Annotated in this window: 15 protein-coding genes and 1 rRNA gene; 8 read left to right on the top strand and 8 right to left on the bottom strand. The window is 71.4% G+C overall.

All coding sequences use genetic code 11. From position 1 onward, the window contains the following. The first annotated feature begins 179 nt into the window (after positions 1–179). Together ACZ4UV_RS51125 and ACZ4UV_RS51120 are read left to right on the top strand one after the other, a co-directional pair. Complete coding sequence (locus ACZ4UV_RS51125; protein WP_390042461.1) at positions 180–755, top strand: GNAT family N-acetyltransferase; 576 nt, start codon at positions 180–182, stop codon at positions 753–755. A gap of 49 nt (positions 756–804) precedes the next feature. After that, positions 805–1,995 carry a winged helix-turn-helix domain-containing protein gene (locus ACZ4UV_RS51120; protein WP_451017371.1) on the top strand — a complete coding sequence of 397 codons (1,191 nt, stop codon included), beginning with the start codon at positions 805–807 and terminating at the stop codon, positions 1,993–1,995. A 23-nt stretch (positions 1,996–2,018) separates the two neighbouring features. On the opposite strand, the gene ACZ4UV_RS51115 is transcribed toward ACZ4UV_RS51120, so the two are convergent. From ACZ4UV_RS51115 to mtrA, 6 genes are all read right to left on the bottom strand, one after another. Then, a complete protein-coding gene (locus ACZ4UV_RS51115) occupies positions 2,019–2,768 on the bottom strand; it encodes a response regulator transcription factor (RefSeq protein WP_351501473.1) in 750 nt (249 codons plus the stop codon). 207 nt (positions 2,769–2,975) lie between these two features. After that, positions 2,976–3,668: a ribosome hibernation-promoting factor, HPF/YfiA family gene (hpf, locus tag ACZ4UV_RS51110; RefSeq protein WP_390042457.1), complete on the bottom strand. Its 693-nt coding sequence runs from the start codon at positions 3,666–3,668 to the stop codon at positions 2,976–2,978. Positions 3,669–3,983: 315 nt separating this feature from the next. Continuing rightward, positions 3,984–4,925, bottom strand: coding sequence for a ComF family protein (locus ACZ4UV_RS51105; protein WP_451017372.1), 942 nt, complete (start codon positions 4,923–4,925; stop codon positions 3,984–3,986). 231 nt (positions 4,926–5,156) lie between these two features. Continuing rightward, entirely contained in the window at positions 5,157–7,001 is a 1,845-nt protein-coding gene (locus ACZ4UV_RS51100; protein WP_451017373.1) for an LpqB family beta-propeller domain-containing protein, read from the bottom strand. Continuing rightward, on the bottom strand, positions 6,991–9,030 hold the full coding sequence (gene mtrB / locus ACZ4UV_RS51095) for an MtrAB system histidine kinase MtrB (protein ID WP_351501481.1): 2,040 nt from the start codon (positions 9,028–9,030) through the stop codon (positions 6,991–6,993). The genes ACZ4UV_RS51100 and mtrB overlap by 11 nt, the downstream gene beginning before the upstream one ends. 1 nt (position 9,031) lies before the next feature. Next, positions 9,032–9,721, bottom strand: a complete 690-nt coding sequence (mtrA, locus tag ACZ4UV_RS51090; protein WP_015659998.1) for a two-component system response regulator MtrA — start codon at positions 9,719–9,721, stop codon at positions 9,032–9,034. A 349-nt stretch (positions 9,722–10,070) separates the two neighbouring features. On the opposite strand from mtrA, the gene ACZ4UV_RS51085 reads away from it, so the two are divergent. Further along, a complete protein-coding gene (locus ACZ4UV_RS51085) occupies positions 10,071–10,532 on the top strand; it encodes a DUF7144 family membrane protein (protein ID WP_385680666.1) in 462 nt (153 codons plus the stop codon). Positions 10,533–10,690: 158 nt separating this feature from the next. Here ACZ4UV_RS51085 and mtnA read toward each other — a convergent pair whose 3' ends face one another. Beyond that, positions 10,691–11,830: an S-methyl-5-thioribose-1-phosphate isomerase gene (gene mtnA, locus ACZ4UV_RS51080; protein ID WP_451017374.1), complete on the bottom strand. Its 1,140-nt coding sequence runs from the start codon at positions 11,828–11,830 to the stop codon at positions 10,691–10,693. Between the two features lie 140 nt (positions 11,831–11,970). Here mtnA and ACZ4UV_RS51075 point away from each other — a divergent pair, with 140 nt between their 5' ends. Genes ACZ4UV_RS51075 through ACZ4UV_RS51055 form a run of 5 tightly spaced genes read left to right on the top strand, consistent with a single transcriptional unit; the run spans position 11,971 to position 17,647 of the window. Beyond that, positions 11,971–13,347 carry a DUF7847 domain-containing protein gene (locus ACZ4UV_RS51075; RefSeq protein WP_467849919.1) on the top strand — a complete coding sequence of 459 codons (1,377 nt, stop codon included), beginning with the start codon at positions 11,971–11,973 and terminating at the stop codon, positions 13,345–13,347. 34 nt (positions 13,348–13,381) lie between these two features. Beyond that, positions 13,382–14,155: a DUF4129 domain-containing protein gene (locus tag ACZ4UV_RS51070; protein WP_451023259.1), complete on the top strand. Its 774-nt coding sequence runs from the start codon at positions 13,382–13,384 to the stop codon at positions 14,153–14,155. Next, on the top strand, positions 14,152–15,348 hold the full coding sequence (locus ACZ4UV_RS51065) for a DUF4350 domain-containing protein (RefSeq protein ID WP_467849911.1): 1,197 nt from the start codon (positions 14,152–14,154) through the stop codon (positions 15,346–15,348). Before ACZ4UV_RS51070 ends, ACZ4UV_RS51065 begins: the two co-directional genes overlap by 4 nt. Continuing rightward, the gene (locus ACZ4UV_RS51060) at positions 15,348–16,337 is read left to right on the top strand and encodes an AAA family ATPase (protein ID WP_390042960.1); all 990 of its coding nucleotides are present in this window, start codon (positions 15,348–15,350) and stop codon (positions 16,335–16,337) included. The genes ACZ4UV_RS51065 and ACZ4UV_RS51060 overlap by 1 nt, the downstream gene beginning before the upstream one ends. Beyond that, a complete protein-coding gene (locus ACZ4UV_RS51055) occupies positions 16,337–17,647 on the top strand; it encodes a DUF58 domain-containing protein (protein ID WP_467849906.1) in 1,311 nt (436 codons plus the stop codon). The genes ACZ4UV_RS51060 and ACZ4UV_RS51055 overlap by 1 nt, the downstream gene beginning before the upstream one ends. Positions 17,648–17,752: 105 nt before the next feature. Here the strand turns inward: ACZ4UV_RS51055 and rrf are convergent. Next, a 5S ribosomal RNA gene (gene rrf / locus ACZ4UV_RS51050) occupies positions 17,753–17,838 on the bottom strand; the annotation flags it as partial.

The raw sequence follows: 17,838 nt of genomic DNA, 5'->3' as shown, positions 1-17,838 counted from the left end.
ACGGCAGCCCGTCGCTTTTCAGAGGGCCCTGCCGGCCCACTTCGTGCTTCATCCGGGACAACGGCCGGGGCGGGCGGATAGTGCCGCGCCGGGGCGAGGAATTGCGCGAAATGTGATCACGCGCTCACGGAGAGCGAAATCGATGGCGTACCGGACGCACTGGCGAGCAGAATCAGCCGATGGAACCCGTCACGCTCACCACCCCTCGTCTGCTGCTGCGCGCGGTCGGCCCGCAGGACACCGACGCGGTGTACGCGGCCGTCCAGGACCCCGACATCCAGCGCTGGACGACGATTCCTGCGCCCTACCTCGCCGAGCACGCCCGCAGTTTCACGGAGCAGATGGTCCCCGACGGCTGGTCCGAGGGTTCGATGTTCACCTTCGGCGTCTTCCTGCCGACGGGCGGCCTGGCCGGGATGCTCGCCCTGACCATGCGCTCCCTGGGGACGGCCGAGGTGGGATTCTGGACCGCCAAGGAGCACCGCGGCCACGGCTACACCGCCGAGGCCACCCTCGCGGCCGCCCGCTGGGCGTTCACGCGGATCGCGGTCGACCGGGTCGAATGGCGTGCCGAGGTCGGCAACCACGCCTCCCGCGCGGTCGCCGAACGCGCGGGCTTCACCGTCGAGGGCACCCTCCGCTCCTCCCTCAACAACAAGGGCGTACGACGCGACTGCTGGGTGGGTTCCCTGCTCCCCTCGGACCTGGGCCTGCCGTCGGCGGCGCCCTATCTGCCGGCCCCTGCGCAGAGCTGAAACCCCAGCTCGTGCCCGGCTGTCAGTGCCACCGTCTAGGGTCCGGTCCATGACGACCCTCCCGCGCCCCGCCGCCGCTCTCTCGGCGGACGAAGCCCGCCGTATCGCGCTGAAGGCACAGGGCTTCATCGGCGCCCCCGACCGCCGCTCCGGCGTCCGGGGCGTGCTCCGCCACCTCGGCGCGGTCCAGCTCGACACCATCTCGGTCCTCGCCCGTTCGCACGAGCTGATCCCGTACGCCCGCCTCGGGCGCGTCGGCCGCAGGACGGTCGAGGCCGCCTACTGGCAGGACGCGCACGCCTTCGAGTACTGGTCGCACGCCGCCTGCCTCCTCCCCATCGAGGAGTGGCCGCACTTCGCCTTCCGCCGCCGCGCCTACCGCGACCGCCCGCACTGGAACCACGACCTTCCCGACGGCGCCTACGACCAGGTCATCAAGCAGCTGCGCGGCGAAGGCCCGCTGACCGCGACGGAGTTGGGCGGCGCGAAGAAGACCAGCGAGTGGTGGGACTGGTCCGGCACCAAGGTCGCCGTGGAGCGCGCACTGATGTACGGCGAGGTGGTGTGCGTCGAGCGGCGCGGCTGGAAGCGGGTGTACGACCTCGCCGAGCGCGCCGTCCCTGGCGCGCTGCTCCACGACGAGCTGGACGACACCGAGTGCCTGCGCCGCCTGGTCCGGCTGGCCGGCCAGTCGCTGGGCGTCGGCACGCGCGCGGACATCGCCGACTACCACCGCCTCAAGGGCGAGCAGGTCGACGCGGTGATCGCCGACTCGGGCCTGGTCCCGGTGGAGGTGGAGGGCTGGGGGAAGCCCGCCTGGGCGGACCCGGCGGCCCTGGCCGCACCCCCGCGCGGCCGGCACCGTACGACGCTGCTCTCCCCGTTCGACTCCCTGATCTGGGACCGGGCGCGCACGGAGCGGATCTTCGGCTTCACCCACCGCCTGGAGGCCTACGTCCCGAAGCCGAAGCGGGTGTACGGCTACTACGCGATGCCGGTGCTGGCCGGTGGCCGGCTCGTGGGCCGGGTGGACCCGGCGCGCGAGGCAGGCGGCGTCCTGGTGGCCCGCCAGGTCACGCTGGACGGCCCGAAGGCGGTCCCGGCGGTGGCGGAGGCGCTGGTCGAGGCCGCGAGCTGGGTGGACTGCACGACGGTGCGCGTGGAGCGCGTGGACGCCCCCGAGCTGCACGAGCCGCTCATGAAGGAGGTGACCCGCTTCCTGATCGCGGCGCTGCGCTGACCGGCGCCAGGCCCGGCGCGGCCTCAGCGGATCTCGAGGATCTTCTCCCGCATCGCGTAGACCACCGCCTCCATCCTGGAGTGCAGCTGCAGCTTCTCCAGGATGTTGCGCACATGGTTCTTCACGGTGTTCTCGGAGATGAACAACTCCTTCGCGATATCGCGGTTGTTCATCCCCGTGGCGACCAGCTTGAGCACTTCGAGTTCACGGTCGGTCAGCCGCGGTGCCGGCACCAGCCGGCGCTCGTCGGTGCGCTGGATCATCGACTTGAACTCGGTGAGGAGTTTCGACGCCATGGACGGGCTGATCTGCGACTGCCCGTCGGCCACTGCGCGGATGGCGGTGGCCACCTCGTCGGTGGAGATCTCCTTGAGGAGGTATCCGGTCGCGCCCGCCTTGATCGCGTCGTAGAGATCGGCCTCTTCGTCGCTGATCGTCAGCATGATGATCTTCGCGCTTGGCGCGACCTCCTTGATGGAGGTGCAGGCCTCGATACCGCCGCGCTTGGGCATCCGGACGTCCATCAGCACGATGTCGGGCAACAGGTCGGCGGCCTTGTCGACGGCCTCCGCGCCGTCGCCCGCCTCCCCGACGACCTGAATGTCCTCCTCGGCGGCGAGCACGATCTCCAGTCCGCGGCGGAAGAGGGCATGGTCGTCGACGACAAGGACTCTGATCGGTTCCTTGCGTGGAGTACCGCCCGCGTCCGGGCCCATGCCGACGACGCCGCCGTCGGCATCACCGTCCTGCATCGGTCCGAAGCTGTCCGCCATCGTTCCTCCCCCTGAAGGCTGTGGCCTGTGGTGCTGTGCCATCCGCCAACCCAAGGCAGCGGCCCACCGATTGGGCCGCCCTGGCCATGATTCCATGCCCGGGCGCCAACGGGGTGACCGAGCGGGGCGCGAAGTGGTCGCACACCGGTGCCCCTGGGGGCGCACGCGCGCTTCCAGGGGCACGGGCTCACCTGCCGGCCGGGCCGGTCAGCCGCCCAGCGTGCCTCCCGCCGCGGTCGGTTGCGCCTGGGCGACCATCGGGTCGGTGTTGAGGTGGATGACACCGTAGTCGTACGCGTGCCGCCGGTAGACGACACTCGGCTCCTTGGTCTCGGAGTCGACGAACAGGTAGAAGTCGTGTCCGACCAGCTCCATCTCGTAGAGAGCCTGGTCGAGGGTCATCGGAGCCGCGACATGCGTCTTCTCGCGAACGACGAGGGGGCCTTCGCCCTGCACCTCGAGGGAGCCCATCTTCTTGGTGGGCACTCCGTCCGCGTCCTCGGGGTGGACGGGGCTGCCGTTCCCGTTGAGCGTCGCCGCGCCCGGGACGTGGTCGGGGACCTCGGCCGCCGAGATCCGCCGTGCGCCGCGGCGCGAGAACCGCTTGTCGTGCTGCTTGCGCAGCCGCGCGTCCAGCTTCTCCGCCGCCAGGTCGAGTGCCGCGTACGGGTCACTGGCCGCTGCCTCCGCCCGGATCACCGGACCGCGGGAGCGGAGCGTGATCTCCACTCGGTCGCAACGGTCGGCCTGTCGGGGGTTGGGCTCCTTGGACACCTCGACGTCGAGGCTGATCACCTTGCCGTCGAGCTTCTGGATCTTCTCCAGCTTCAGCTTCTCGGCCACGTGCTTGCGGAACCGCTCAGGCACCTCGGTCTTGCGGCCCTTGACGACGATGTCCACGCAGAACTCCGTTCCCGGATCACTCCGCTGCGCTGCGGAGCATCTCCCTTTTTGCACCCAGCTCCGGTGAACCCCGGAGCCTCGGACTCGGCGACTTCACCTCCTCCTCCCCCATGGGCAAGATCCGCACCCCAGCACCGCGATGATTGCGGAAAAACCGCGGCACGGCATTCGGATAGGGGAGACATGGCCTGCGGCTTTCTCCCTCACAACCGAACATATCTCGCCCGGACGGATGGCGTCACCCTCTACTGATGCGTACCTCCATTCAGGTGAATTGACCCCGTCACTACCTGCAACGATGTACGTTCACGGTCAGTTCCGGTTCATTTCGAAAGAATCCGGTGCGGCCGCGACCACAGCGGCACGGACCGGCCCCGCGAGGCCGTTCACCTCGGCCATTCCCGATGTGTTCCGTGCCCACTTCGCCCGCTCTTCCGCTGGTCCGGTCTTCCGTTCCTCCCTTCCTTCCCAAGCCGCGCGCCGATACACAGCCGTTGTCACCTCTCCTGTCCCTTCGCCCCCGGCAACCTCTCGTACCGCACGCGCCGCCTCCGCGAGGGTGGCGCCCGTGGTGACGAGGTCGTCGACGAGGACGACCCGGCCCCCGGCCAGCAGCCGGGCGCCGCCCGCCGTCACCTCCAGCGCGCCCGCGAGATTCGCGAACCGCTGCCGGGCGTTGAGCCCCGCCTGGTCGGCGACGGCCCGCCGCTGCCGCAGCACCGGGACCACCCGGGCCGAGGCTCCGGCACGCCGCAGCTCCGCGGCCGCCGCGAGAGCGATCCGCCGCACCGGATCATGCCCCCGCGCCCGCACGGCCCACGGCGCGGACGGCACCGGAAGGAGCAGCACGGGCCCGGACCCGCCGGCGCCACCCGCCGTACCGCTCCACGAGGAGACGATCCGCACGGTCCGGCCGTCCCGAAGCCCGGCCGGGCCGTCCTGAAGCGTGTCCCACAGCCCGTCCCGAAGCCCGGCCCGCACCGATTCCGCCAGCGCCGCGCCCAGCGCTCCGGCGAGCGCCAGCGCACCGCGCTCCTTGTGGGCGAGGAGAGCCGCCCGTACCTCGTCCGCGTAAGGCGCCGCCGCGTACACCGCCGGCAGCCCGGGCGGTTCCGGCACCGGTCGCACCCGGCGCGGTACGGCCCCGCTCAGGGCGGCACGGCACTCGTCGCAGAGCACCGTGCGAGGCGTCCCACAGCCTCCGCACTCGGCCGGTAGCACCAGGTCGGTGAGGTCCTGCCACCACCCCCGCATGTGCCCACTGTGCCAACGACCGGCCCGACCGGCCACCCCTGTGGACAACTGCCTGGGGACAACTCCACCCGCCACGCACGGCGCATCACCCACGCGGGTGAGAAGGAGCATTGCCGTACCGGAGGACGGTTGCCCGGGGGCGCATCACAGCTCCCGTCCGCAGCCCACGAAAACGGCCGCCCCGCCGGCTCGACGCCGGACCGGGACGGCCGCTCAGGCACGGCTCGGGCATCAGCCCGGATAGACCGGCGCCGACCCGTCCTTGACCACCTTCTGCCACTGGTCTCCGGACGGCAGCCGCACGATCCCGTCGTCCTGCGAGTCGGCCACCAGCGCCACCCGGTCGTCCTCGGACGCGGCGATCGCCAGGACACCCGTGAGCGCTGCGGGCGCCGGCCCGTCCGGCGTGGATCCGTCGACCTGGACGTACCGCGTCTGCTGCACGCCGCCCTGCTCGCGTCCGACCACCACGAGCCTGCTGTCCCCGGCCCAGGACATCGCGGTGACCTCCTCGGATCCGGGGGTCGCGGAGCGCGGTTCGAGGACCGAGACCTCCTGCTGGTCGTCGGACTTGGTGCGCTCGATCCGTCCGACGAGCAGCGACTGCTTGTCGTCCTTCTCGACGACGAGCGCGATCCGCACGCCGTCCGCGGCGACCCGCACGTCCTTGATGCGGCCGTCCAGTTCGGGGATCTGCACGGCCACGGGCTGGCCCACGCCCTGCGCCAGCACGTAAAGCTGCGGCTTGGCGGGGTCGCGGTCGGCCACCCACAGGTCACCGCGGGCGTCCCAGCTCGGCGCCGTCAGCCGGTCGTCCTCGGTCGCACCGTGACTGGTCAGCACGGCACCACCCAGCGAACCGTCCGACGCGAGCGAGGTGACGTACAGCGCCCTGCCGTCGCTGCTGACCCCGGCCGCGGTCCGCTCGTCGCGGGCGACCGCCACCGACCGCAGCGGCTTGGTGCCCGCGCCGAACGGGCCCGGGACCGCGACCGCGCCGGTGCTGGTGCTGGTGCCGGCGGTCGTCATCCGCACCAGCCGGTGCTTGCCGTCGAGGAAGTACAGGTAGTCGGGGCGCTTGGTGGAGGCACGCCACGCGGTCGCCTCGGCCTGCTCCTCGTCGACGTCGCACATGTGGGCACCGTTGACGGACTGCAGCGCGACCGAGTCCACGGTGGGCGTCAGGTTGCGCAGCGTGAAGAGCAACTGGGTCGCCATCTCGCCGCACTTGGCGGAGCCGATCCGGGACGCCTTGACGTTCAGCGGCACCGTGAGCCGGTTCTGGTCGTCCGGTACCAGCCCGGACACGCCCCTCTTCAGCGCCGTACCGGTCGGAAAACTCGACCGGACCACCGGGCCGAGCCAGGTGGTGGGACCCTTGAGCAGCGAACGCACCAGCTGGGTCGTCGGATCGACCCGGCTGCGCACGAAGACGGGATCGGCGACCGCCACCGGCTGCCCGGTCTCCGCGGCCGACGTGTCCGAGGCGAAGTAGTACTTGTCGACCGACGTGTAGTTGCGCTGGAAGTCGGACCTGCCCATCACGACTCCCTGCGGCAGCGAGTCGATCCGCCACTGCCCGCTCTTGGCGTCCCTCGTCAGATGCACCGACCTGCGGTACGGCCCGTCCGCCGGCGCGTACGCCTGCTGCGCGTCGACGGTGGCCACCCGGCTGCCCTGCAGCGTGTAGGTGATGCTGCTCGTGCCCTCACGGCCCGCCGGCCGCGGGTCCGTCTGGATGCTCGGCCCGTTCGCCAGCACCGTGGCCTGCGACTCCGGCTGCCAGGTCTTCGCGGCGGCCTTGGTCAGGTACTTGCGCGCCGTGTCGTAGTTCGGATCGTCACTGGTCAGGGCCTCCAGGAAACCCTGCACGATCTCCGTGGACGAGGCGTCCTGCTGCGGCGGCATGGCGAAGACCCGCACCTGTGTGTCCTGCCGTGGCGTCGACTCGACGTCCCGCAGGTCGCCGCTGTCCGGCATGGAGGCACAGCCCCCCAGCAGTACGGCCCCACAGGCGGCGTACGCCACCGCGCGCGCGAGCCTGCGCCGGGCGCTCCCCTCGCGGTCAGCGCCCACGAAATGCCTCCCCTGGCTTGTTCGACTCGTCCGCCCCGTCGCCCTGGCCTGTCTCGGGCGTGTCCTCCTGACGCCGGGCGCCCTGGGCCGGACGGGGCACCACGCGCGCGCCGTTGCCGGGCAGCGCGGTCGGGTCGGCGGTGGGGGCCACGGCGGCCATCCGCTGCGTCATCGGTGCGAGCGACGACGCCTGGCCGCCGCCGGGCTGCACCGGGACGGTGGCCCGCTTGTCCTCGCCGCTCGGCAGGCCGGCCTCGTTGAGCCCCCGGTTGCGTCGGGAGTCCTTGGGCTCCAGGGGTATCGGCGAGCCCCGCAACGGCTCGTCCGCCGTCCTGGGGAGCGTCAGCCGGAACTGCGAGCCGCCGCCCGGTTCCCCCCACGCCTGCAGCCAGCCGCCGTGCAGCCGCGCGTCCTCCAGGGCGATCGACAGCCCCAGGCCCGTACCGCCGGTGGTACGCGCGCGTGCCGGGTCGGCCCGCCAGAAGCGGCTGAAGACCCGGGTCGCCTCGCCGGGCTTGAGCCCGACGCCGTAGTCGCGCACCGCGATCGCGACCGCCCCGCCGGCCGAGGCCAGCTTGACGACGACATCCTTGCCCTCGCCGTGCTCGACGGCGTTGACGACCAGGTTGCGCAGCACCCGCTCCACGCGCCGGGCATCCGCCTCGGCCACCACGGGCTGCAGGTCGCCGAGCACGCGTATGTGCGTGCCTTTGCGCTCGGCGAGCGGCGCGGCCCCGCTGACCACCCGCCGTACGACCTCCCTGAGGTCTATCGGCTCGGCCTCCAGCGCCGCCGCGCCCGCGTCGAAGCGGCTGATCTCCAGCAGGTCGGCGAGGAGCGACTCGAACCGGTCCAGCTGGTCGGCGAGCAGCTCCGCGGACCGCGCGGTCACCGGGTCGAAGTCCTCGCGGGCCTCGTGGATGACGTCGGCCGCCATCCGGACGGTCGTCAACGGGGTCCGCAGCTCGTGCGAGACGTCCGACACGAACCGGCGCTGCATCCGCGACAGGTCCTCCAGCTGCTGGATCTTCAGCTGGAGGTTCTGCGCCATCTTGTTGAAGGCCTCGCCGAGCCGCGCGATGTCGTCCTCGCCGGTGACCTTCATCCGCTCCTGGAGCCGCCCCGCCGACAGCCGCTCGGCGATCCCGGCCGCCATCCGCACCGGCGTGACGACCTGCCGCACGACGAGCCAGGCGATGGCCCCGAGGAGGACGACGACGAACAGCCCGGCGGTCGCCAGGGTGCCCTTGACCAGGCTGAGGGACTTCTCCTCCTGGGTGAGCGGGAAGAGGTAGTACAGCTCGTACGGGTCGTTGTTCGGATCGCTGACCTGCTTGCCGATGACCAGCGCGGGCTGCGACTCCTTGTCATCGGTGTAGATGATCCGGGTATAGCTCTGCGCGGCCGTCGTATTGCCGTTGATCCGCGCGCGCAGGTCGTCGGGCACGCTGGCCGTCGGGTCGACCTGCCCGGAGGCCCGCGTGCGCCCGCCGCCGCTGTTGTTGTCGCCCGCGGGAAGTGTGACCACGTCGAAGGCGCCCTGGCCGCCACTGGAGAGGGACTCGACGAGGTCGCTCATCCACGAGGTGACGTTCTGCGACTGCCGCCCGTCCGCCGACTCGGCGGTGTCACCGGTGCCGGTCGCGGCCTCGTCCGCCTTCTGCTTGGCCACCGCGAAACCACCGGTGGCCTGGCTCTGCGAGGCCTTCACCTTGGCGTCCAGCAGGCCGTTGCGCACCTGCCCGATGACGACGAAGCCGAGCAGCAGGACGACGCCCAGCGACATCAGCAGGGTCGTGACGACGACCTTGAGCTGGATGTTGCGCCGCCACAGCCGCATGACCGGCAGCAGCGGCCGCCGCACCCAGCGCATGAACAGGCGCAGCACCGGGCTGCCCTGAACCCCGCCCTGGAGCAGCCCGCCCTCGAAGAGCAGGCGCCAGCGCGAACCGAACCGTTTGCCGCCGACAGGCCGCTCCGGACGGTCCCCGGACCGGCCGGGGGCCGAAGCAGCGCTGTCCCCGGACATGTCAGCTCGGTCCCGCCTTGTATCCGACACCACGGACGGTCACCACGATCTCCGGCCGCTCGGGGTCCTTCTCGACCTTGGAGCGCAGCCGCTGGACGTGAACATTGACGAGACGGGTGTCCGCCGCGTGCCGGTAGCCCCAGACCTGTTCCAGGAGCACCTCGCGCGTGAACACCTGCCACGGCTTGCGGGCGAGCGCGACCAGCAGGTCGAACTCCAGGGGGGTCAGCGCGATCGACTGCCCGTCCCGCTTCACCGAGTGCCCGGCCACGTCGATGACCAGGTCGCCTATGGCGAGCTGCTCGGGCGCCGGCTCCTCCGACCTCCGCAGCCGGGCCCGGATCCGGGCGACCAGCTCCTTCGGCTTGAACGGCTTCACGATGTAGTCGTCCGCGCCCGACTCCAGGCCCACGACCACGTCGACGGTGTCGCTCTTCGCCGTGAGCATCACGATCGGCACCCCGGACTCCGCCCTGATCAGACGGCACACCTCGATACCGTCCCGACCGGGCAGCATCAGGTCCAGCAGCACCAGGTCGGGCTTGGTCTCCCGGAAAGCGGCCAGCGCCTTGTCGCCGTCGGCTACGAAAGACGGCTCAAAACCTTCACCACGCAGCACGATGCCGAGCATCTCGGCCAGTGCGGTGTCGTCGTCGACGACAAGGACTCGTCCCTTCATAAACGACATCATCCCATTCTCATAACAGTGAAGGTTGCGCAGGTGACCAGGCTCACCGGCCAGTGACCCTAGCCGCTGAGGACCGTCACTGTCTGCCCCCGCCCGTCGGCGTTGATGTCAGCGACGGATGTCAGCTCGGCTGACGAGCATGCAGCGCAGCCCAAGCCAGGCCGTGACGGCACACCGCCAGCCACCAGCGGCCTAATCGGCGCTCACGCGCCTCAACAGGGGTACCGGGGCACCCTTCGCGGCGCCTCCGGCAACGCCGTGATGGCGACGAGGGTTGCAGTCGCGGTGCCGAAGGATTGCGGTGATGCTGTCAGGTGGAGCGTGGCTGGCCTCGCACGGGCAGTGTGCGTGGGTGACCGCGCTGTACAGGAAGGGTGCTGCCATGACAACGGTGCCGGACAGGACACGGAGAGGCCCCGGAAAGCCCGGCAGCGGCGAAACGATCAATGACGCCTCCTCGTTCGCAGGGATCATGATGCTGCTCAGCGGGCCCCTCAGCATTCTTATGGGCGCGTCCGGCATCGCACAGGACACCCTGTTCGCCGCGTCCCGGTACGCCTACCGGTTCGACCTGACCGCTTGGGGCTGGATTCACCTTGTGATCGGAGTGGCACTTGTCATCACCGGCCTGGGAGTCCTGACAGACCAGAGCTGGGGGCGCGTGGCCGGTGTAGCGGTGGCAGGGATCAGCCTGATCACCCAGTTCATGTTCGTTCCGTACTACCCGTTGTGGGCCATCCCTGCGATGACACTCGACCTCCTGATCCTGTTTGCGCTGACGAGGGTCCATATCGAGAGCAGGGGCGGCCGGTGAACCCAGCACTTCATCCTCCGCCGCAGCACAGCGCCCCACAACAACCCACCACTAGGCATTGCCTTGATGTCAACCACAGATGCCAACGGCCCCTCTCCTGCGAATCGCCGCAGGTGGAGGGGCCGTTCCCGTCGGTCGAGCCGGCGTCATCCCGTTAGCTAGATCGTTACCTGGCGTGACCTGGCACACAGCTCCGCAAGAGCCTCAGCCGTCACGGGAGAAACAACGCCTTCCTCGGTGACGATCGCTGTCACCAACTCGGGCGGCGTCACGTCGAACGCCGGGTTGTACGCCTGGGTCCCCAGGGGGGCCACCGGAATCCCGCCTCCCGCTCCCGCCACCGGCACCTGCGGTGCTGTGACCTCGGTCACCTCGTATCCGGGGCGCTGCTCGACCTCGATGGATGCCCCGTCCGGGGTCTCCGGATCCACCGTCGTCAACGGCGCCACCACGATGAACGGCACATGGTGGTACCGCGCGAGCACCGCGAGCGGATAGCTCCCCACCTTGTTCGCCACCGATCCGTCGGCCGCGATCCGGTCCGCCCCGATCAGCACCGCGTCCACCTCCCCCGCCGCGAACAGCGAACCGGCCGCGTTGTCGGTGAGCAAGGTGTACGCCATGCCGCTGCGAGCCGCCTCGTATGCCGTCAGGCGAGCGCCTTGCAGCAACGGACGCGTTTCGTCCACCCAGAGCCGCCTCAGCCGCCCCGCCCGGTGCGCCTTGAGGGCCACCGCGAACGCCGTTCCTTCCCCTCCCGAGACCAGCGATCCGCTGTTGCAGTGGGTGAGGATCCGGTGCCCTCCGCCGGGCAGCAGTTCCTCCAGCAGCGCCAGCCCGTGCCCGGCCATCCGGGCGCTGGCCTCGGCATCCTCCCGGTGCAGCGCCCGGGCCGCCCCCAGCGCCACCGCGGCCGCCGCCCCGCTGTCACCGCTCTCGGCCAGCGCGGAGCGGTACGCCGACGCGGCCCTGTGCACCCCGACGGACAGGTTCACGGCCGTGGGCCGGGCACCCGACAGCGCCACCGCGGCCTCGTCCACGTCGAAGCCCCGCGCGGCGGCGAGCGCCACCCCGTACGCCCCAGCTATCCCGAGCAACGGCGCCCCGCGCACCGCGAGCGAACGGATCGCCTCGACCAGTGCCGACGCGTCCGTGCACACCAGCTCGACCTCCTCCGCAGGCAGTCTGGTCTGGTCGAGAAGGACCACCACCGGACCTTCGGGCGGCTCCTCCCACCGGATCACTGGCATTCCCGTCGGCCGCTTGTCCTCGCCGGTTTGCGCGTACTGATCAGCCATGGGCTCAGTCTGCCCCGTATCCGGCGGACAATTGAAGGTGCGCAGCCTCTACCGCGGCCGGTCACTGGGCGCCCACCCCATGGCACGATGGCAGCCAACCTGCCGCCGCGCTCGCGGACGGGCACCGTGAAGGAGCTTCGATGAACGACACTCCGGGCTGGGCCTCGCCCGGATCCGCCCCGTCCGACGGGCGGGAACCCGGCGCGTCCGCCCCTGCCGACCGCCCCGTCCCCGCAGGGCCTGTCGAACCGCCCGCCGACCAGCCGGGCACGGATCCACAGGGCTCCGGCTCGCAGTGGTCCAAGGAGCAGCCGCCACCCGGCCAGTGGTCCGCGCCCACCGGCGCCCCGGCACCAGGCCAGGCACCGCCGCCCCCACCCCCCGGCCCCGGCTGGGGTGGCCAGCCCCCCGGCGGCGGTTACGGAGGCTACGGAGGACCCGGAGGCTACGGCCCGCCCGGCGGATACGGCCCGCCCGGTGGCTACGGAGCCTGGGGCGGTGGCTGGGGCGGTCCCCCGCCTGCCGCCAAGCCCGGCGTGATCCCGCTCCGCCCGCTCGGCGTCGGCGAGATCCTCGACGGCGCCGTCTCCACCATGCGCACCTACTGGCGCACGGTCCTGGGCATCTCGCTGACGGTCGCCGTCGTCACCGAGGTCGCGGTGATCCTCCTGCAGGGCCTCGTCCTGAACGACACCGAGACCACCGACGCCCTCAACGACCCGGGCGCCTCCCTCACCGAGATCAGCCGCGCCCTCGCCGAGGTCACGCTCAGCTCGGGCGCCGTCCTGCTGATCACCCTGGTCGGCACCATCATCGCGACAGCCCTGCTGACGACCGTCACCAGCCGCGCCGTACTCGGCAAGTCCGTGACCATCGGCGAGGCCTGGCGCGACGCACGTCCGCAGGTCCTCAAACTGTTCGGCCTCATCCTCCTGACCGGGCTCATCGCGGTCGGAGTCGTGGTCGTCGGCGCGCTGCCCGGCATCATCGTCGCGATCGCCGGCGGCCCGAGCGGCGCCATCGCCGCCCTGCTCATCCTCGGCATCCTCGCCGGTGTCGTCGTCACCGTGTGGCTGATGGTCCGCTTCTCGCTGGCCTCGCCCGCCCTGATGCTGGAGAAGCAGGGCATCACCAAGTCCCTGGTCCGCTCCACCAAACTCGTCCGCGGCTCCTGGTGGCGGGTCTTCGGCATCCAGTTCCTCGCCTCGATCATCGCCAACATCGTCTCGTCGCTCGCCGTGGTCCCCTTCACCCTCATCGGGGCCTACGCCGGCGGCCACGGCCTGACCGGCTTCCTCGAGAACACCAACGACAACTACGGCTGGACGTTCCTCGTCATCAGCGGCATCGGCTCGGTGATCGGCTCCATGCTCACCTTCCCGATCAACGCGGGCGTCACCGTGCTCCTCTACATCGACCAGCGCATCCGCCGCGAGGCCCTCGATCTCGAACTGGCCCGCGCCGCAGGTGTCGAGAACTACGGCGCCGGCACCCCCGGCACCGTCCCGGGGAGCTGATGCGGTGAGCCCGACGGGGGGAGTCCTCGCAGCGGTGCCCGCAACCCTGCCGCGCGCCGCCGGCGAGGCCGTACGAGGTCTGCTGCAGGCCCGGGACACAGCGCTGCTGTCCCTGACCGGCTCGGACGGCCAACCGCCCGTGACCATCCCGCGCGACCCCGCACGGGAGGCGGCACGGCGTGAACTGTCCAAGCGGATGTACCACGAGAACGACCCCGGGCTGTTCCAGCGCGCCCTGAACGCCGTCCTGGACTGGGTCGACCGGCTGCTCTCCGCCGCCGCGTCCGCGACGCCCGGAGGCGCACTGGGCCTGGTCGTCGTGGTCCTGGCCGTCATCGCCGTCCTGGGCGCCCTGTGGTGGCGCCTGGGCGCCCCCCGCCGCCAACCCGTCTCCGCAGCCACCCTGTTCGACGACCGCCCCCGCAGCGCCGCCGAACACCGCGCGGCCGCCGAGGCACACGCCGCCCAGGGCCACTGGAACCAGGCGCTCCAGGAACGCATGCGCGCCGTCGTCCGCGCCCTGGAGGAACGCGCCCTCCTCGATGTCCGCCCCGGCCGCACCGCCGACGAGGCCGCCGCCGAAGCCGGCCGCACCCTGCCCGCCCACACCGACCGACTGCGCGCCGCCGCCCGGGAGTTCGACGACGTGACGTACGGCGGCCGCAGGGCGACCCAGGCGTCGTACGACCGCATCGCCGACCTCGACCTCGACCTGGAACGCACCAAGCCGATCCTGGCCGGCAGCGCCAACAGCTCCAGCAGCGCCCACAGCACGACCCACAGCACCCGCCAGGGAGCCGCCGAATGACCACCGGCGCAGCCTTCCCGGCCACCTCCACCGCGCCCACCACCCGCCAGGTGTGGACCCGAACCCGGGGCATCGTCCTCGCCGTGGTGCTCGTCCTCGCCGGGGCCGTCGCCATCGCCGTCATCCGCTCCGACAACAGGCACGGCGACCTCGACCCACGCTCCGCCGACCCCTACGGCAGTCGCGCCGTCGCCGAACTCCTCGCCGACCGGGGCGTGGACACGCGCGTGGTCACCACCCTGGCCGAGGCGCGCGCCGCGGGCGGCCGCGACACCACCCTTCTCGTGGCCGTCCCGGACCTGCTGACTCCGCATCAGCAGTCGCTGCTGCGGAAGTCGACAGCCCGCTCGGACGGCCGCACCGTCCTGGTCGCCGCCGGCAGCACGTCCGTCGAACGGCTCGCCCCCGGCGTCACCGCCGACCCCGCCAACAGCGTCCGGTCCACGCTCGACCCCCACTGCACGCTGGCCGCGGCCCGGCGAGCGGGCAGCGCCGACACCGGTGGCATCCGCTACAGCACCACCCATCTCGACGCCGACTCCTGCTACCCCAGCCAGCGCCTGGCCACGCTCCTCCGCATCCCCGCAGCCTCCGGAGACGGTGACACCGTCGTCCTCGGCGCGCCCGACATCCTGCTCAACGACCGCCTCGACAAGCAGGGCAACGCCTCGCTCGCCCTCCAGCTCCTCGGCTCCCGCCCCCATCTGGTCTGGTACCTCCCCTCGCTTTCCGACGCCGCGGCCACCGGTACCGGCGACCAGAAATCCCTGTTCGACCTGCTGCCCTCCGGCTGGCTCTGGGGCACGCTCCAGCTCTTCATCGCGGCCGCCCTTGCCGCCTTCTGGCGGGCACGCCGGCTCGGCCCCCTCGTGCCCGAGAAACTCCCTGTGGCGATCCGCGCCTCCGAGACCGTCGAAGGGCGCGCCCGCCTCTACCGCAAGGCCAGCGCCCGCGACCGCGCGGCCGCCGCTCTTCGCTCCACCGCCCGCACCCGCCTCGCCCCCCTCGTCGGCGTCCCCGTCTCCCAGGCGCACGCGCCCGAGGCCCTGCTCCCCGCCCTCTCCGCCCACCTGCACGGCGACGGACAGGCCCTGCAAGCCCTGCTCTTCGGACCGCCGCCCGGCGACGACGCGGCCCTCATCTCCCTCACCGACCAGCTCGACGCCCTCGAAAGAGAGGTACGCCGTCCATGATGGACCCGACCACTGACAACGCCGGGAACACCGGGAACCCGGCCGACGCCCGGGCCTCCCTGGAGGCCCTGCGCGCGGAGATCGCCAAAGCCGTGGTCGGCCAGGACCCCGCCGTGACCGGCCTCGTCGTCGCCCTCCTCTGCCGCGGACACGTTCTCCTTGAAGGAGTCCCCGGAGTCGCCAAAACGTTGCTCGTCCGCGCCCTCGCGTCCGCGCTCGAACTGGAGACCAAGCGCGTCCAGTTCACCCCCGACCTCATGCCGAGCGACGTCACGGGCTCCCTCGTCTACGACACCCGCACCGCCGAGTTCTCCTTCCAGCCCGGCCCGGTCTTCACCAACCTCCTCCTCGCGGACGAGATCAACCGCACCCCGCCCAAGACCCAGTCGTCCCTCCTCGAAGCCATGGAGGAACGCCAGGTCACCGTCGACGGCATCCCACGCCCGCTCCCCGATCCGTTCCTGGTCGCCGCGACCCAGAACCCCGTCGAGTACGAGGGCACCTACCCCCTGCCCGAAGCCCAGCTCGACCGCTTCCTCCTCAAACTGACGATCCCCCTGCCCTCCCGCCAGGACGAGATCGACGTCCTCACCCGCCACGCCGAGGGCTTCAACCCTCGCGACCTGCGCGCCGCCGGCGTACGCCCCGTCGCAGGCCCCGCCGACCTCGAGGCCGCCCGTGCAGCGGTCGCCAAGACGACCGTCTCCCCCGAGATCACCGCCTATGTCGTCGACCTCTGCCGCGCCACCCGCGAGTCGCCCTCCCTCACCCTCGGCGTGTCCCCGCGCGGCGCCACCGCCCTCCTCGCCACCTCACGCGCGTGGGCCTGGCTGACGGGCCGCGACTACGTCATCCCCGACGACGTCAAGGCCCTCGCCCTGCCCACCCTCCGCCACCGCGTTCAACTCCGTCCCGAGGCCGAGATGGAAGGCGTGACCGCCGACTCGGTCATCAACGCGATCCTCGCCCACGTTCCGGTCCCCCGCTGATGCCCCTCACCGGACGCGCCGCCCTCATCGCGGCCATCGGATCGATCCCCATCGGCATCTGGGGACCGAGCTGGACGGGCATCCTCGCCGTCGACGGCTCACTGGCTCTCGCCTGCGCCTGCGACTTCGCCCTGGCGGCTCCGGTACGACGCCTCGTGCTGAACCGCTCCGGCGACACGTCCGCCCGCCTGGGCGAGACCGCGGACGTCACCATGACGGTGACCAACCCGTCCGGACGCCCTCTCCGGGCCCGCCTCAGGGACGGCTGGCCGCCGAGCAGTTGGCAGCCCGGCACAGAGGTCGAGGCCTCACGACACCGTCTGACCGTCCCCCCGGGCGAGCGCCGGCGCGTCACGACCCGCCTGCGCCCCACCCGCCGCGGCGACCGCCAGGCGGACCGCGTCACGATCCGCTCCTACGGTCCCCTCGGCCTGTTCTCCCGCCAGGGCGGCCACAAAGTGCCCTGGACTGTACGGGTTCTGCCCCCCTTCACCAGCCGCAAGCATCTGCCGTCGAAACTCGCCCGATTGCGTGAACTCGACGGCCGCACCAGCGTCCTGACCCGCGGCGAGGGCACGGAATTCGACAGCCTTCGCGAGTACGTCCCCGGCGACGACACCCGCTCCATCGACTGGCGGGCAACGGCCCGGCAGTCGGCGGTCGCGGTACGCACCTGGCGCCCTGAACGCGACCGGCACATCCTTCTCGTCCTCGACACCGGACGCACCTCCGCCGGCCGAGTCGGCGACGCGCCCCGCCTGGACGCCTCCATGGACGCGGCACTCCTCCTCGCGGCCCTCGCCTCGCGCGCGGGCGACCGAGTGGATCTCCTCGCCTACGACCGCCGGGTCCGCGCTCTGGTCCAGGGCCGCGCCGCGGGCGACGTCCTGCCCTCCCTGGTCAATGCAATGGCCACACTGGAGCCCGAGCTCGTCGAAACGGACGCCCGCGGCCTGACCGCCACCGCGCTTCGAACGGCTCCACGGCGTTCCCTGGTCGTCCTGCTCACGACACTCGACACCGCTCCGGTCGAGCAGGGACTGCTTCCCGTGCTCTCCCAGCTGACCCAACGGCACACGGTTCTGCTCGCTTCAGTGGCCGACCCGCATATCGCCCGCATGGCGACGGCTCGTGGAAACACCGACGCGGTGTACGAGGCAGCAGCGGCCGCACAAGCCCAGAGCGAACGGCAACGGACCGCTGAGCAGCTCCGCCGGCACGGTGTGACGGTCGTGGACGCGACGCCTGATGATCTCGCCCCTGCGTTGGCAGACGCATATCTGGCCTTGAAAGCGGCGGGCCGACTCTGATTCTCGGTCGGCAGGGTCCGCGGCCGGCCCTGCCGATTTCCCTCTGAGCCCACTAAAACGCAAAAGAGCCCCACACCGTGAGGTGTGGGGCTCTTTCCAATATTTGTTCGGCGGTGTCCTACTCTCCCACAGGGTCCCCCCTGCAGTACCATCGGCGCTGTGAGGCTTAGCTTCCGGGTTCGGAATGTAAC

The sequence above is a fragment of the Streptomyces sp. NPDC028289 genome (genome assembly GCF_055565975.1).
Note: the sequence above shows the minus strand (reverse complement) of the source record. Positions and strands in the feature narration are given on the sequence as shown.

Bases quoted from the DNA above. Each gene is read 5' to 3' on its own strand.
- ACZ4UV_RS51075 (WP_467849919.1), top strand. From the start codon at position 11,971: ATGAACGACACTCCGGGCTGGGCCTCGCCCGGATCCGCCCCGTCCGAC.
- ACZ4UV_RS51055 (WP_467849906.1), top strand. From the start codon at position 16,337: ATGCCCCTCACCGGACGCGCCGCCCTCATCGCGGCCATCGGATCGATC.
- ACZ4UV_RS51105 (WP_451017372.1), bottom strand. From the start codon at position 4,925: ATGCGGGGGTGGTGGCAGGACCTCACCGACCTGGTGCTACCGGCCGAG.
- ACZ4UV_RS51065 (WP_467849911.1), top strand. From the start codon at position 14,152: ATGACCACCGGCGCAGCCTTCCCGGCCACCTCCACCGCGCCCACCACC.
- mtrB (WP_351501481.1), bottom strand. From the start codon at position 9,030: ATGTCCGGGGACAGCGCTGCTTCGGCCCCCGGCCGGTCCGGGGACCGT.
- ACZ4UV_RS51115 (WP_351501473.1), bottom strand. From the start codon at position 2,768: ATGGCGGACAGCTTCGGACCGATGCAGGACGGTGATGCCGACGGCGGC.
- ACZ4UV_RS51120 (WP_451017371.1), top strand. From the start codon at position 805: ATGACGACCCTCCCGCGCCCCGCCGCCGCTCTCTCGGCGGACGAAGCC.
- mtrA (WP_015659998.1), bottom strand. From the start codon at position 9,721: ATGATGTCGTTTATGAAGGGACGAGTCCTTGTCGTCGACGACGACACC.
- ACZ4UV_RS51060 (WP_390042960.1), top strand. From the start codon at position 15,348: ATGGACCCGACCACTGACAACGCCGGGAACACCGGGAACCCGGCCGAC.
- mtnA (WP_451017374.1), bottom strand. From the start codon at position 11,830: ATGGCTGATCAGTACGCGCAAACCGGCGAGGACAAGCGGCCGACGGGA.
- ACZ4UV_RS51125 (WP_390042461.1), top strand. From the start codon at position 180: ATGGAACCCGTCACGCTCACCACCCCTCGTCTGCTGCTGCGCGCGGTC.